Here is a 13,664-nt window from a genome sequence, read left to right on the forward strand (position 1 = left end):
GCCGGGGCGATCAGGCCGTCTTCCTCGTCGAGCGCCGCCGGGTGCCGGACTTGGTGTCGCCGCCCTCGGTGCCGGCCGCCGCGGTCTCCTTCCCCTCGGTGCCCTTCCGGGAACGGGACCGGGTCGCCCCGCCGGACGAGGACGCCGGCTTTCGCGACGAGCGCGAACCCGACCCCGATCCCGACGACTCCGAGGACTCGGCGGACTTGGAGGACTCGGCAGACTCGGAGGACTCGGCGGACTTGGAGGACTCGGCGGACGTGGAGGACCGGGCGGACTTCGACGACGCCGACGACTTCCGGGACTTCGCACCGGACGACCCTGCACCGGGCGAACCCGTACCCGAGGACTTCGACCGCGCGGACCCGGAGGACCCGCCGGACTCCTGTCCGGACCCGCGCGCCGCGTCCACGCTGGCCTGCAGCGCGGAGAGCAGGTCACCCATCGAGTCGGTGCCCTCGTCCTTCTGGGCCGCGGGAGCCGGGCGGGCACCGCCGTCGGTCTGCTTGGTCTCGATCAGCTCGACCATGGCCTCGCGGTAGTCGTCGGTGAACTCGGCCGGGTCGAAGTCCGCGCCCATGCTCTCCACCAGCGAGGACGCCATCTTCAGCTCCTGCGGCTTGAGGTCGACGTCGTTGTCGAGCACGTCGAACTCCGGCTCGCGGACCTCGTCCGGCCAGATCATCGTCTGCAGGACGATCGCCCTGCCGCGTACCCGCAGCAGCGCCAGGGTCTCCCGCTGGCGCAGCGCCACCTTGACCACGGCCATCCGGTCGGTCTCGGCCAGCGCCTCGCGCAGCAGCGCGTAGGGCTTGGCGGCCTTGGTCTCCGGTTCCAGGTAGTAGCTCTTGTCGAACAGCAGCGGGTCGATCTGGTCGGCCGGCACGAACTCGACGACGTCGATCTCGTGGCTGGTGGAGACCGGCAGCGAGGCCAGGTCGTTCTCGTCCAGCGTGATCAGCTCGCCGTCCGGGGTGTCGTAGCCCTTGACGATGTCGGCGTACTGGACCTCCTCGCCGCACACCTCGCAGGTCCGCTTGTAGCGGATCCGGCCGCCGTCGGCGCCGTGCACCTGGTGGAACCGCACGTCGTGGTTGGACGTCGCGGAGTAGACCTTGATCGGCACACTGACCAGGCCGAACGACACGGCCCCGCTCCAGATGGCCCGCATGAGACGTCCCCCTCGTCGCGGCCCGACCGCGCTCTCGCCTGGCGCGCCGACCGTTCGGTGACAGCATGACGGTGTGTTGCCCATGCTCGCCACCCCCGGACCGCTGCCGACCGGCGACGGCTGGTCGTTCGAGGTCAAGTGGGACGGCATGCGCGTGCTGGCGTCGGTCACCGAGGGCGCCGAGCCGGCACTCCGGTTGCGTACCCGTTCCGGCCGCGACGTCACGGCCAACTTCCCGGAACTGGCCGGGCTGACCGAGCTGGCCCCGGACGTCGTCCTGGACGGCGAGGTGGTGCTGCTCGACGGCGGCGTCCCCAGCTTCGCGGCGCTGGCACACCGCATGCAGGGGGTGGTCGGCTCCGCGGTGGCCGAGCGCCGCCCGGTCACCTTCATGGTGTTCGACGTGCTCCGGCTCTACGGCGTGGAGCTGCTGGACCGGCCGCTGACCGAGCGCCGGGCCACCCTGGAACGGCTGGACCTCGCCGGCGTCGCGCACGTCGAGCCGTCCCCGCTCTACCCGGACGGCGCCGCGCTGCTCGAGGTGACCGCGCAGCGCGGGCTGGAGGGTGTCGTCGCGAAGCGGGGGGCCTCGCCGTACCGGCCGGGCCGGCGCAGCCCGGACTGGGTCAAGGTCGCCCACCGGCACTCGCAGAGCTGCCTGGTCGGCGGGTGGCGGCCGGAGAAGGGAGCCGGCGGCCGGATCGGCGCACTGCTGCTCGGCATCCCCGGCACGGACGGCCTGGAGTTCGCCGGGCGGGTCGGGTCCGGGCTGGCCGGGTCGGCGGTCCAGCAGGTCCTCACCGGACGGCTCGGGCCGCTGGAGGCCCCGGCGTCACCGTTCGCGGAGCCGCTGCCCCGGGTGGACGCGAGCGGGGCTCGCTGGTGCGAGCCGACCGTCGTCGTGGAGGTCGCGCACCTGGGCCGGACCGCCGCCGGGCGGCTTCGCCAGCCGGTCTTCCGCGGGGTCCGCGACGACGTCGATCCGGCCGAGGTGCAGCGCGAACCCGGCTGATGACACGATCGGTTCCCGGCTGCGCCGACGGCGTCGCGGTGAGTGGGACGACACGGCCCGCGGCCGGCCGGGTCGTGCGGCCTCGACCTGGGGACGGTGTGCGCATGGCCGTGATGCTCAGCTGGCGGTCCGGCGATCCCGCCGGTGGTGACGGGCTGGAGTCCGCCCGGATCACCTGGTCCGGCGGCGGCTTCCGCGCGGTCGGCCGGATGATCCGCAGCACCCCGGCTGGCGTGCTGACCGCGTCCTACCGGGTCGTCGTGGCCGGTGACGGGGCACTGTCCCGGCTGGCGGTCGACGTGGCGACGGCCGACGGCGAGCAGCAGCTCACGATCAGCCGCGATGCCGGCGGCGGCTGGCTGCTCGACGACGGTTCCGGCGGCACCCGCGGCGGGTTCGCCGGCGCCCGCGACCTCGACCTGGCCTACAGCCCGCTGTTCACCGCGCTGCCGGTGCGCCGGCTCGGGCTGCACCGCGAGCCGGCCGAGCACGTGCTCCCGATGGTGACGGTGGACCTGCCGACGCTGCGGGTGGCCGCCACCGAGCGGACCTACCGCACGGTGCGGCCGGGCGCCGGCGCGGAGCCCGCCGTGATCGGCGTCGCGGCCGGTGCGTCGACGGCCGAGTTCACCGCCGACGCCGACGGCTTCCCGGTCGACCAGCCGGGCGTCGCCACCCGGGTCGACCTGGCGACGGGCTGAGCGCCGGTCAGTCCTTCGGGGGCTCGACGACGTCGCCGCGCCGCCCGAGCTCGCGCAGCTCGGCGAGCACCGTGTCCGGATCGCCGTCCAGGGTGACCGGCAGCTCCAGCGGCTCCCGGGTCGAGGCCCAGCGCATCCGGGCCTCGTGCCCGCTCCGGACGGTGGCGGCCAGCCCGCCGGTCGAGGCCAGCGCGCCGCGCATCGCGCCGAGCCGGCCCAGCGCGTCGTCGACGGCGGCCAGCAGCGCGGACCGGTTGCCCTCGCACATCGCCAGGGTCAGCTCGGGGCGGGTGCCGGCGACGCGGGTGCCGTCGGCGAAAGACCCGGCCGAGAGCGCCAGCGCCAGGTCGTCGCCCTGCTCACCGGCGCCGACGGCGGCGAGCACCGCAGCGAACAGGTGCGGCAGGTGCGAGATCCGGGCGACCGCGATGTCGTGCTCGTCGGCCGCCGCCGGCACCACCCGGGAGCCGCAGCCCCAGGCGAGCCCGGCGACGTCGCGCCACACGTCGAGGTCCAGGCCGTCGTCGGCGGCGACCACCCAGGCCGCACCGTCGAACAGGTCCGGCGTCCCCGCCGCCCAGCCGGACTCCGCGGTCCCGGCCATCGGGTGCCCGCCGACGTAGCGGGTCCGCGGGGCGTGCTCGGCGACCGCGTCGGCGACCGCCCCCTTCACGCTGACCGCGTCGGTGAGCCGGCAGGTGGGGGCGACGGCGTCGATCCGGCGCAGCACCGGCTCCAGCGCCGTCAACGGGACGGCGACGACGACCAGCGCGTCCGCCTCGGCGGCCCGGGTCAGCGCGGCGTCGGTGTCGGTGGTGACGTCGAACCCGTCGGCGACGGCGGCCGCCGCGGTCGCGTCCGAGGCCGCCGTGCCCCAGACCTCCCGCCCGGCACGGGCCGCGGCCCGCAGGAGCGATCCGCCGATCAGTCCGGTCCCCAGCACGCACACCGCTCGCATGGGCCGAAGGGTAGAGCCCGCGCGTGCCCGTGCTCGGCGCACCTCCGGTGAGCGCCGGCAGCTGCGAGCCATAATTGTTAACAATTTCGGCGTATATCTTGTGTGGTTGCTGTCCGCGGTCGTAGCGTCCGCGCCGCAGCGCCGCGGATCAGGGATCGGCGGCGGCCGACCAGGAGGAGGACCATGCGACCGGCGACCGCTCGCAGCGCGGAGACCAGCACCGTCACGCCCGGATGGCTGGCGCCGCATCCCGAGCCGTCGGTCCCGCGCCTGGCCCTGCCGGCCGGCGCGGTCGACGCGCACTGCCACGTCTTCGGGCCGGCCGAGCGGTTCCCGTTCGCCCCGGAGCGCCGCTACACCCCGTGCGACGCCGGCCGGGAGCAGCTCACCGCGCTGCACCGGCGGCTGGGGATCGACCGCTCGGTGATCGTCCAGGCGACCTGCCACGGCGCCGACAACAGCGCGCTGGTCGATGCCCTGCACGCCTCCGGCAACCGGTCCCGCGGGATCGCGACGGTCCGCACGGACGTCACCGACGCCGAGCTGACCCGGCTGCACGAGGCCGGTGTCCGCGGCGTGCGGTTCAACTTCGTGAAGCGGCTGGTGGACAGCGCACCGCGGGACGAGATGACCGCGATCGCGCACCGGATCGCGCCGCTGGGCTGGCACGTCGTCGGCTACTTCGAGGCCGCCGACCTGCCCGATCTCGAGGACTTCCTGGCCGGCCTGCCGGCCCCGCTGGTGATCGACCACATGGGACGCCCGGACGTCCGGCTCCCGGTGGACGGGCCGGACTTCGCCCGGTTCCTCTCGTTCGTCGACCGCAACCGGGCCTGGGTCAAGATCAGCTGCCCGGAACGGCTCAGCGTCACCGGCCCCGCGGCGCGCGACGGCGAGCGAGCGGCCTACACCGACGTCGTCCCGTTCGCCCGCCGCGTGGTGGACGAGTTCGGCGACCGCGTGCTGTGGGGGACCGACTGGCCGCACCCGAACCTGACCGACCACATGCCCGACGACGGGTTGCTGGTCGACCACCTCGGGCACGTCGCACCGACCGAGGCGCAGCGCCGGCGGGTGCTCGTGGACAACCCGGCCCGCCTGTACTGGCCGGACGAGACCGGCTGACCCCCGGGCCCCTTCCGACCGCACTCCGTTCGACTCACTCCTTTCGACGACGAAGGGCGTTCCGTCATGCAGACGAACGCGGCGAACCGGCTCGACCGGCTCCCGATCTCCCGATTCCACAAGGTCACGCTCGTGGCCGTGGCGTTCGCGTACTTCTTCGAGTTCGCCGACATCAACAGCTTCGCCACGACCGCGCCCCGGCTGGTCTCGCTGTGGGGCGTGACCATCGACCAGGTCGCCTACGTGACCTCGCTGTCGTTCTTCGGCATGTTCGTCGGCTCGATCATCGCCGGCTGGCTGGCCGACCGGGTGGGGCGTCGGCGTGCCCTGATCGGGACGACGGTCTACTTCTCGATCTTCTCGATGGCCTCGGCCTTCACCTGGGACATCGTCTCGCTCGGGGTCTGCCGGGTGCTCACCTCGGCCGGGCTCTCGGCGATGACGGTCGTCGCGGTGATCTACGTCAGCGAGATCTTCCCGGCCGCCGTGCGCGGCCGGTACCAGGCCTACGCGATCGTGATCGGCATCTGCGGCACCCCGGTGACCAACCTGATCGCCAGCGCGGTCGTCCCGCTCACCGACTGGTCCTGGCGGCTGGTCTTCGTGTGGGGCGCGCTCGGGATCGCGTTCCTGTTCTTCGCCCGCGGGCTCGTGGAGTCGCCGCGCTGGTACGAGGGCCGCGGCGAGCCCGAGCGGGCGGAGACGGCGCTGCGCGCGATCGAGCAGCGGGTCGAGGCCGAGCACGGCTCGCTGCCCGAGCCCGTCCCGCCGGCCCCGGGCACCGGTGTGACGGTGAGCCGCGCGCCGCTGAGTGCGCTGCTGCAGCGTCGCTACCTGATGCCGACGCTGGTGCTCACGGTGCTCTGGGTGACCCAGACGATCGGGTTCTTCGGCTACTCGAGCTGGGCCCCGACGCTGCTCGCGAACGAGGGCTTCAGCGTCGAGAACTCGATCTTCTACATCGCGCTGACCACGATCGGGGCCCCGCTCGGGTCGCTACTGGCGGCGGTGGTCACCGACCGCTTCGAGCGCAAGTGGCTGCTGGTGATCTTCGGGTTGGTGATCGCGGCCTGCGGCCTGCTGTACGGCCTGACGTTCAACCCGATCCTGATCGTGGTGTTCGGCTTCCTGGTCAACCTGGTCGAGCGCGGCTACACCGCACTGGCCTACGCCTACTCGCCGGAGCTGTTCGACATCCGGGGCCGTTCGCTGGGCACCGGGGTCGCCTACGGCATCGGCCGGCTGTCCAACGCGGCCGGCCCGCTGGTGATCGCCGCGCTCTACAACGGCTCGGGCTACCAGAGCGTGTTCCTGTTCATCGCCGGCGTCTGGGCCGTCGGCGCCGTGGTGCTGGCCCTGTTCGGCCCGCGGACGCGTCCGCGCCGGTCGGCCGCCACGAGCCCGGCGTCGGCCGGAACCTGACCCGCAGGCCCGACCCGCCCGACGACGACCCGGACGCGACCACCCGGCCGGCCCGTGCCGGCCCACCCGAGGAGAGAGGCCCCGATGACAGGACCGACCCCGACCCCCACGACGAAGGTCGTCGTGACCGACCCGCCGCGCGCCGAGCCCGCCGACGTCGAGACGCTCGCCGCGTACGGCGTCGCCACGGTGCACGAGGCGCTGGGCCGGACCGGCTACCTGGGGCCCGGGTTGCGGCCGATCCAGGACGGCGTGCGAACCGGCGGCACCGCGGTCACCGTGCAGTGCTGGCCGGGGGACAACCTCATGATCCACGCCGCGGTCGAGCAGTGCCGGCCCGGCGACCTGCTGGTCGTCACCACCGTCTCGCCGTGCAGCGACGGCCTGTTCGGCGAGCTGTTCGCGACCGCGCTGGCCCACCGGGGTGTCCGCGGGCTGGTCACCACGACCGGCGTGCGCGACGTCGCGGACCTGCGGGCGATGGGCTTCGGGGTGTGGTCGGCGGCGGTGAGCGCGCAGGGCAGCGTGAAGGCCACCGCCGGCGCGGTGAACGTGCCGGTCGTCCTCGGCGGCCAGATCGTGCACCCGGGCGACGCGATCCTCGCCGACGACGACGGCGTGGTCTGCGTCCCGCGCGGACGGGTTGCCGAGGCGCTGGAGGCGTCGGAGGCCCGGCTGGCGAAGGAGGAGGCCACCCGCCGGGCGTTCCAGGCGGGTGAGCTCGGACTGGACCGCTATGGGCTGCGCACCGTCCTCGACGACCTCGGGGTGCGGTACGTGTCCGCGTCGGGAGACCCGTCGTGACCGGCGGCGTCCGGTGCCTGCTGATGCGCGGGGGGACGTCGAAGGGGGCGTTCTTCCTGGCCGAGGACCTGCCCGCGGACCCGGCCGAGCGCGACGACCTGCTGCTGCGGCTGATGGGCAGCCCCGACCCGCGTCAGATCGACGGCCTCGGGGGCGCGGTGCCGGTCACCAGCAAGGTGGCCGTGGTGTCCGGATCGACCGACCCCGGCTACGACGTGGACTACCTGTTCCTGCAGGTCGGGATCGAGGAGGCGACCGTGTCCGACCGGCAGACCTGCGGGAACCTGCTCGCCGGCGTCGGGCAGTTCGCGGTGCAGCGGGGTCTGGTCGAGCCCGGCCCGCAGGAGACCGCGGTGCGGGTCCGGATGCTCAACACCGGGGCGGGCGCGGTCTCCCGGTTCGCCACCCCCGGTGGGCGGGTCGAGTACGGCGGGGACACCGCGATCGCCGGCGTTCCCGGGACGGCGGCGCCGGTGGCACTGGACTTCGTCGGCACCGAGGGCTCGGTGTGCGGCGCCCTGCTCCCCACCGGCCGGGTGGTCGACGAGATCGCGGGCCTGCGGGTGACCTGCATCGACAACGGCATGCCGGTCGTGGTGGTGCGGGCCGACGACCTCGGCCTGGCCGGGACCGAGCCGGTCGCCGACCTCGCCGCGGACACCGCGCTGACCGCACGGATCGACGCGCTGCGCACCGAGGCCGGTGCCCGGATGGGGCTGGGGGACGTCTGCGGCTCGTCGGTCCCGAAGACCACGCCGGTGTCCGCACCCCGGGCCGGCGGGGCGATCGCGACCCGCACGTTCATCCCGGTCCGCCCGCACCCGTCGATCGGTGTCCTGGGCGCCGTCGGCGTGGTGACCGCGACCCTGCTCGACGGCGCCGTCGGGCACGAGCTGTGCGTACCGCCGGCGGCGGGACACCCGTTCGCGGTGGAACACCCGAGCGGTTCGCTGGAGGTCGACGTCGTGCTCTCCGGCGGGACGGCGGGGCCGCAGGTCGACCGCTCGACGGTGATCCGCACGGCGCGCCCGCTGTTCGACGGCCGGGCGTTCCCCCGTGCGCACTGACTCCCGTGCGCACTGACCCCCGTGCGCGCTGACACCGGTGTGCATGCCGGAGCACCCCGCGTCGTGCCGGGCGCCGGCGGGCCGCGGCTATCGTGGGATCGATACTGTCACCGATCCTGTCGCGGAGGTTGTCGACAATGACGTCAGCTGCCGAGCGGGGACCGGAGCGGCCGGTCGCCGTCGTCGACGCCCTGCGTGCGGCGATCTCCGAGGGCGAGTTCGCGCCCAACCAGCGGTTGGTCGAGGCAGACCTGTCCGAGCAGTTCGGGGCCAGCCGGGCCGCCGTGCGGGCAGCCCTGCTGGAGCTGACCAGCGAGGGCCTCGTCGAGCGGATGCAGAACCGCGGGGCCCGGGTGCGGGCGATCTCGCTGGACGAGGCCGTCGAGATCACCGAGGTCCGGATGGTCCTCGAGGGGCTACTGGCCGCCAAGGCTGCCACCCGGCTCTCCGACGACGACCGCACCCGGCTGCGCGGGATCGGCGCGGCGATGGAGCATGCGGTGTCGGCCGGGGACCTGCTGGGCTACTCCGAGCGCAATCGTGAGCTGCACGCCCTGGTCCGGGAGGCAGGGGAGCAGCGCACCGCGGGCCGGATCCTGGAGCGGCTGCGCGGGCAGAACGTGCGCCACCAGTTCCGGCTCGCGATGCACCCGGGGCGGCCGTCGGTGTCGTTGCCCCAGCACCTGGCCATCATCGACGCGCTGTGCGCGGGGGACCCGGACCGGGCGGAGGAGGCCATGCGCGCCCACCTGCGCAGCGTGGTCGAGACCCTGCCCGAGGTCGGATCCGCGCCGACCCGCGTCGTGGAGCCTCAACGCTGGTAGCGGCGTCCCCGGCGCGCGTTGTGGAGCCTCAACGCTGGTAGCGGCGTCCCCGGCGCGCGTTGTGGAGCCTCAACGCTGGTGGTGGCGTCTCTGACACGCGTTGTGGTGCCATCCTGCGGGGTGGCGTGTCAGCGCGCGAGCCGCTCCCGCAGCCGCGGATAGACCCGCAGCGCGGTGCCGGAGAAGACCTGCGCGCGCTCGGCGTCGGTGAGGTCGGCGGCGTCGACGTAACGCTTGGTGTCGTCGAAGTGGTGCCCGGTGGTCGGGTCGATCCCGCGTACCGCGCCGACCATCTCGGAGCCGAACAGCACGTTGCCGGCGTCGATCACATCCAGCAGCAGGTCGATGCCGGGCTGGTGGTAGACGCAGGTGTCGAAGAAGACGTTGCGCATCAGGTGCTCGGACAGCGGTGGCCGGCCGAGCATGTCGGCCAGCCCGCGGTAGCGCCCCCAGTGGTAGGGGACCGCGCCCCCGCCGTGCGGGATGATCAGCCGCAGCTCCGGGAAGGTGCCGAACAGGTCGCCCTGCAGCAGCTGCATGAACGCGGTGGTGTCGGCATTGAGGTAGTGCGCGCCGGTGGCGTGGAAGACCGGTGTGCAGCTGGCCGAGACGTGCACCATCGCGGGCACGTCCAGCTCGCACATCGCCTCGTAGAGCGGGTACCAGTACGGGTCGGTCAGCGGCGGTGACGTCCACCGCCCGCCGCTCGGGTCGGGGTTGAGGTTGAGCCCGACGAACCCGGCGTCCACCGTGCGGCGCAGCTCGGCGATCGCCGCGTCCAGCGGCTCACCGTCGACCTGCGGGAGCTGGCAGACGCCCGCGAACGAGTCCGGGAACAGCGCCACCACCCGGGCTATCAGGTCGTTGCAGGCCCGCGCCCAGTCGGTGCTCATCCGCAGGTCGCCCTGGTGGTGGGCCATGGCCGAGGCGCGCGGGGAGAAGATCGTCAGGTCGGCGCCGCGCTCGCGGAGCAGCCGGAGCTGGTTGGTCTCGATGCTCTCCCGGATCTCCTCGTCGCCGATCACCGGGTAGGCCGGTGCCGGTGTCCCGTCGAGGAAGGCCTGCAGCTGGTCGGTCCGCCACGCGGTGTGCGCCTGCGGCGCGGTGGTGTAGTGCCCGTGGCAGTCGATGATCAAGACTTGCCCTCCCGTTGACGAGCGACCGGGGCGTCGGATCGCGACAGGACGTTAGCAAAATTGTTAACAGTTTTGTAGCCGTAGCACCGACCGGGCGAGGCCTGTGAGAGCGCGCTATGGCTCCACGACGCGCCGGTGGGGGCCTCGAGAGCGTGCTATGGCTCCACGACGTGGCTCTCGGGCTTCGGGGCGAGGGTTGTTTCGAGGACGCCGGCCAAAGCCAGCAGCACGTCCTCGTCGACGGTGACCCCCACCAGCTGGATCCCCGCGGGCAGGCCCGGGACCGGGACCGGCAGCGCCACCACCGGCCGGTCGGTGAGGTTGAACGGCGAGGTCAGCTCCAGCATCGACGGCCGCACCCCGACGCCGTCCACCTCGTCGGTGCCGATCGGCGTCGCGCGGAGCCGTGTGGTGGCGCACAGCAGCACGTCGGCACGGGCGCCCACGTGGTCCAGCAGCGACGCGGCGAGCCGGTCACGGGTGCGGCGGGCGTCGACGTAGCGGTGGGCCGGAGCCTCGGCATGCGGAGCGAGCCGGTCGAGGGTGGCCGGCTGGTACTCCTCGCGCCGGGTCGCGTACCACTCCCGGTGGGTCGCGTAGGCCTCCGCGCCGGTGATCACGGGGTAGGTCGCGGCCAGCTCGGCGATCCCCGGCGTGTCCACCTCGTCCACCGGCAGGCCGAGTCCGGCCAGGGCGTCGGCGGCGGTCCGGACGGCGCCGGTGAGTACCGGGTCGTGCGGGCGCCACCAGCCGTCGGTCGCCAGCCCGATCCGCGGTGCGGCGGCGACCGGCTCCGGCCCGTCGAGTGCGGCCCGGGCGAGCGCGAGCGAGGCGGCGTCCGCGGCGAGCAGGCCGACCGTGTCGAACGACTCGGCCAGCGGGAACACGCCGGTCCCGGGCAGCGCGCCCCGGCGCGGTTTGAGCCCGGCGACGCCGCAGAGCGCGGCCGGGGTGCGCACGCTGGCCCCGGTGTCGGTCCCCACCGCCAGCGCCAGGTGCCCCGCCGCGACGGCCGCGGCCGACCCGGACGACGACCCGCCGGTCACCCGGGTGAGGTCGTGCGGGTTGCGGGCCGGCCCGGTCGCGGCAGTGTCGCCGACCGGGCCGTAGGCGAACTCGTGCGTGTGCAGCTTCCCGACGATCACAGCGCCGGCCGCCCGCAGCAGCGCGACCACCGGGGCGTCGGCGGCGACCGGCGGGGCGTCGTCGAGGATCCGGGACCCGCAGCGGGTCGGGAGCCCCTCGACGTCGATCAGGTCCTTGATCCCCACGGCGACGCCGTGCAGCGGCCCGGCCCGCTCCCCGCGGGCCGACAGCGCGGTGAGCTCGGCGGCCCGGGCGCGGGCGCGGTCCGCGTCGAGGGTGACCACGCAGTTCGTCCGATCGCCGGCCAGCCGATCCAGGACGTCGTCGACGTGCTCGGTGGGGGAGAGCTCCCCGGAGGTCAGGGCGCGCAGCAGATCGGGGAGGGTGATCACGGGCCCAGCGTGCCGCCGCCCCGGTCCTCGCGTCGAGAACCGGGCGGCGGTGCTGCGGAGAGCGCGTCAGTGCCGCCCGGCGCGGGCCAGCTCGCGCGCCTCCTCCACGTCGGACGCCGAGGGCTGGGATCCGCGGAGCGGCTTGCCGTTGGTCTCCGGCAGGAACCAGAGCGTCACGACGCCGACGACGCCCGCCGCGATCATGTAGTAGCCCGGCCACATCAGGTCGCCGGTGGCGAGCACGAGGGCGCTCATGACCAGCGAGACCGTCCCGGCGAACGCCGAGACGAAGAGGTTGAACGCGATCGACAGGCCGCCGTAGCGGATCTCGGTCGGGAACACCGCCGGCAGCGTCGACGGGCTGGTCGAGGAGAAGCAGATCAGCAGCCCGCCCATCAGCACCAGGCCCAGCAGCACCGTCGGGACCGAGCCGGTCTGCAGCAGCAGGATCATCGGCAGCCCCAGGACGATCAGGCCGCCCGCCCCGGTCCACATGATCGGCTTGCGGCCGACCCGGTCGGACAGCCGCCCGAGCAGCGGGATGACGAACACCGCCACCCACAGCACGGCGATCTGCAACCAGGCCGAGGTGGTGGAGTCGATCGCCGTCCCGCCGTTGGCGGCGACGTCGTCCTCCAGGTAGGTCGGCATGTAGCTGGTGAGCATGTAGTTCGTGACGTTCCAGGCGACGACCACGCCACCGACCATCACGAACGTCGGCAGGTACTTGGTGAAGATCAGCCGGAATCCGTTCTTCACCTCGGTGCCCTCGCGGGCCTCCGACTCCGACAGCAGGGTCTGGAATGCCGGGGTCTCCTCCAGCCGCACCCGCAGGTACACCCCGACGATGCCCAGCGGCAGCGCGACGAAGAACGGGATCCGCCAGCCCCAGCTCGACATGAAGTCCTCGCTGAAGACCAGCGGCAGCACCGAGGCGACCGTGGCGCCGAACGCGTAGCCGACGAACGTCCCGAGCTCCAGGAAGCTGCCGAAGTAGCCGCGCCGGCGGTCCGGGCTGTACTCGGCGATGAAGGTCATCGCGCCGGCGTACTCGCCACCGGTGGAGAAGCCCTGCACCACGCGGGCGCAGACCAGCAGGATCGGTGCCGCGATGCCGATCGTGGCGTAGGACGGGATGAGTCCCATCAGGAACGTCCCGAACGCCATCATGATCACCGTCAGCGACAGGACCTTGGTCCGGCCGATGCGGTCACCGAGCGGACCGAAGAACAGGCCGCCCAGCGGCCGTACGAAGAAGGCGACCGCGAACGTCGCGAACACCGCGACCTTCGCCAAAGGGCCGGGTGGGAAGAACTGCGCCTCGATGGTCGTGGCCAGATAGCCGTACACACCGAAGTCGAACCATTCGGTGATGTTGCCGACCGCCGCCGCCGCGACCGCCCGCCGCATGGTGGCCGGCTCGGTCACGGTCACCCCCTCGGGCGGCCCACCTGCTGCGTCGTCCACGTCGAACCCCCTGCCGATACCGCTCGACCGAACCTTTCGCGACGAAACTGCCGGTCCGTGACGATGTGTCCGTTTTCTTTCGATGGTGTCGGGGAAACGTTAGTCAACGGTTCTCGGAACCGCTCTTCGGGCGAGCCGGCGGCTGTGATGCGAATCATTCCGGGAGGTCTCCGTGCGGGGAGGGCAAACACCGCCGCGAGTGGGATCGTCGCTGGTGGGCGCAGACAGCGTCGAGGACCGCAAGCGCCGCACTCCGCCCGGGTCATCCGGACCCGGTCACCGGTTCGGCGCGTGCCCTTGGTGAGGAGGAAGCCGTCATGGCGACCGTTTTCATGTCGATCATCGCGAGCACGGGAGTGGGCCTGGCGGTGACCACCGCCCTGGCTGCCTACGCACAGCGAAACTGGAAGGGCTACGGCCGCACGGCCCCCGCGGAGGGCTCCGCGGCCTGATCCCACGATCGAGCCCGAGGACGGCGGGCCCGGCCACGTGCCGGGCC

The 13,664-nt window shown here is 73.4% G+C and carries 13 protein-coding genes; 8 read left to right on the plus strand and 5 right to left on the minus strand.

What is annotated here, in order from left to right; translation table 11 throughout:
- Positions 1-10: 10 nt before the first annotated feature.
- Complete coding sequence (ku, locus tag ACLFMI_RS04665) at positions 11-1,171, minus strand: non-homologous end joining protein Ku (protein WP_410946477.1); 1,161 nt, start codon at positions 1,169-1,171, stop codon at positions 11-13.
- A gap of 82 nt (positions 1,172-1,253) precedes the next feature.
- Between ku and ligD the strand changes: the two genes are divergently transcribed.
- The gene (gene ligD, locus ACLFMI_RS04670) at positions 1,254-2,183 is read left to right on the plus strand and encodes a non-homologous end-joining DNA ligase (RefSeq protein ID WP_410946622.1); all 930 of its coding nucleotides are present in this window, start codon (positions 1,254-1,256) and stop codon (positions 2,181-2,183) included.
- 104 nt (positions 2,184-2,287) lie between these two features.
- Positions 2,288-2,884, plus strand: coding sequence for a putative glycolipid-binding domain-containing protein (locus ACLFMI_RS04675; RefSeq protein ID WP_410946478.1), 597 nt, complete (start codon positions 2,288-2,290; stop codon positions 2,882-2,884).
- A 7-nt stretch (positions 2,885-2,891) separates the two neighbouring features.
- Here ACLFMI_RS04675 and ACLFMI_RS04680 read toward each other — a convergent pair whose 3' ends face one another.
- On the minus strand, positions 2,892-3,842 hold the full coding sequence (locus ACLFMI_RS04680) for a prephenate dehydrogenase (protein WP_410946479.1): 951 nt from the start codon (positions 3,840-3,842) through the stop codon (positions 2,892-2,894).
- Between the two features lie 183 nt (positions 3,843-4,025).
- Between ACLFMI_RS04680 and ACLFMI_RS04685 the strand changes: the two genes are divergently transcribed.
- From ACLFMI_RS04685 to ACLFMI_RS04705, 5 genes are all read left to right on the plus strand, one after another.
- A complete protein-coding gene (locus ACLFMI_RS04685; protein ID WP_410946480.1) occupies positions 4,026-4,967 on the plus strand; it encodes an amidohydrolase family protein in 942 nt (313 codons plus the stop codon).
- 66 nt (positions 4,968-5,033) lie between these two features.
- On the plus strand, positions 5,034-6,389 hold the full coding sequence (locus ACLFMI_RS04690) for an MFS transporter (RefSeq protein ID WP_410946481.1): 1,356 nt from the start codon (positions 5,034-5,036) through the stop codon (positions 6,387-6,389).
- Positions 6,390-6,473: 84 nt separating this feature from the next.
- Entirely contained in the window at positions 6,474-7,193 is a 720-nt protein-coding gene (locus ACLFMI_RS04695; protein ID WP_410946482.1) for a 4-carboxy-4-hydroxy-2-oxoadipate aldolase/oxaloacetate decarboxylase, read from the plus strand.
- Entirely contained in the window at positions 7,190-8,260 is a 1,071-nt protein-coding gene (locus ACLFMI_RS04700) for a 4-oxalomesaconate tautomerase (protein WP_410946483.1), read from the plus strand. The genes ACLFMI_RS04695 and ACLFMI_RS04700 overlap by 4 nt, the downstream gene beginning before the upstream one ends.
- Before the next feature lie 137 nt (positions 8,261-8,397).
- Complete coding sequence (locus tag ACLFMI_RS04705; RefSeq protein WP_410946484.1) at positions 8,398-9,084, plus strand: GntR family transcriptional regulator; 687 nt, start codon at positions 8,398-8,400, stop codon at positions 9,082-9,084.
- A gap of 128 nt (positions 9,085-9,212) precedes the next feature.
- On the opposite strand, the gene ACLFMI_RS04710 is transcribed toward ACLFMI_RS04705, so the two are convergent.
- The 3 genes from ACLFMI_RS04710 to ACLFMI_RS04720 form a co-directional block, all read right to left on the minus strand.
- The gene (locus ACLFMI_RS04710) at positions 9,213-10,220 is read right to left on the minus strand and encodes an amidohydrolase family protein (RefSeq protein WP_410946485.1); all 1,008 of its coding nucleotides are present in this window, start codon (positions 10,218-10,220) and stop codon (positions 9,213-9,215) included.
- 155 nt (positions 10,221-10,375) lie between these two features.
- Positions 10,376-11,698 (minus strand): amidase, encoded by a 1,323-nt coding sequence (locus ACLFMI_RS04715; RefSeq protein WP_410946486.1) that lies wholly within the window; start codon positions 11,696-11,698, stop codon positions 10,376-10,378.
- 66 nt (positions 11,699-11,764) lie between these two features.
- A complete protein-coding gene (locus ACLFMI_RS04720) occupies positions 11,765-13,108 on the minus strand; it encodes an MFS transporter (protein WP_410946623.1) in 1,344 nt (447 codons plus the stop codon).
- A gap of 374 nt (positions 13,109-13,482) precedes the next feature.
- Here ACLFMI_RS04720 and ACLFMI_RS04725 point away from each other — a divergent pair, with 374 nt between their 5' ends.
- Positions 13,483-13,617, plus strand: coding sequence for a hypothetical protein (locus ACLFMI_RS04725; RefSeq protein ID WP_410946487.1), 135 nt, complete (start codon positions 13,483-13,485; stop codon positions 13,615-13,617).
- Positions 13,618-13,664 lie beyond the last annotated feature (47 nt).

It is taken from the genome of Pseudonocardia nantongensis (assembly GCF_046546495.1).
GTDB lineage: Bacteria > Actinomycetota > Actinomycetes > Mycobacteriales > Pseudonocardiaceae > Pseudonocardia > Pseudonocardia nantongensis.

Excerpts from the sequence above, each read along its gene's own strand:
- ACLFMI_RS04675 (WP_410946478.1), top strand. The coding sequence starts at position 2,288 with ATGGCCGTGATGCTCAGCTGGCGGTCCGGCGATCCCGCCGGTGGTGAC.
- ACLFMI_RS04695 (WP_410946482.1), top strand. The coding sequence starts at position 6,474 with ATGACAGGACCGACCCCGACCCCCACGACGAAGGTCGTCGTGACCGAC.
- ACLFMI_RS04705 (WP_410946484.1), top strand. The coding sequence starts at position 8,398 with ATGACGTCAGCTGCCGAGCGGGGACCGGAGCGGCCGGTCGCCGTCGTC.
- ligD (WP_410946622.1), top strand. The coding sequence starts at position 1,254 with ATGCTCGCCACCCCCGGACCGCTGCCGACCGGCGACGGCTGGTCGTTC.
- ku (WP_410946477.1), bottom strand. The coding sequence starts at position 1,171 with ATGCGGGCCATCTGGAGCGGGGCCGTGTCGTTCGGCCTGGTCAGTGTG.
- ACLFMI_RS04680 (WP_410946479.1), bottom strand. The coding sequence starts at position 3,842 with ATGCGAGCGGTGTGCGTGCTGGGGACCGGACTGATCGGCGGATCGCTC.
- ACLFMI_RS04685 (WP_410946480.1), top strand. The coding sequence starts at position 4,026 with ATGCGACCGGCGACCGCTCGCAGCGCGGAGACCAGCACCGTCACGCCC.
- ACLFMI_RS04720 (WP_410946623.1), bottom strand. The coding sequence starts at position 13,108 with ATGCGGCGGGCGGTCGCGGCGGCGGCGGTCGGCAACATCACCGAATGG.
- ACLFMI_RS04690 (WP_410946481.1), top strand. The coding sequence starts at position 5,034 with ATGCAGACGAACGCGGCGAACCGGCTCGACCGGCTCCCGATCTCCCGA.
- ACLFMI_RS04725 (WP_410946487.1), top strand. The coding sequence starts at position 13,483 with ATGGCGACCGTTTTCATGTCGATCATCGCGAGCACGGGAGTGGGCCTG.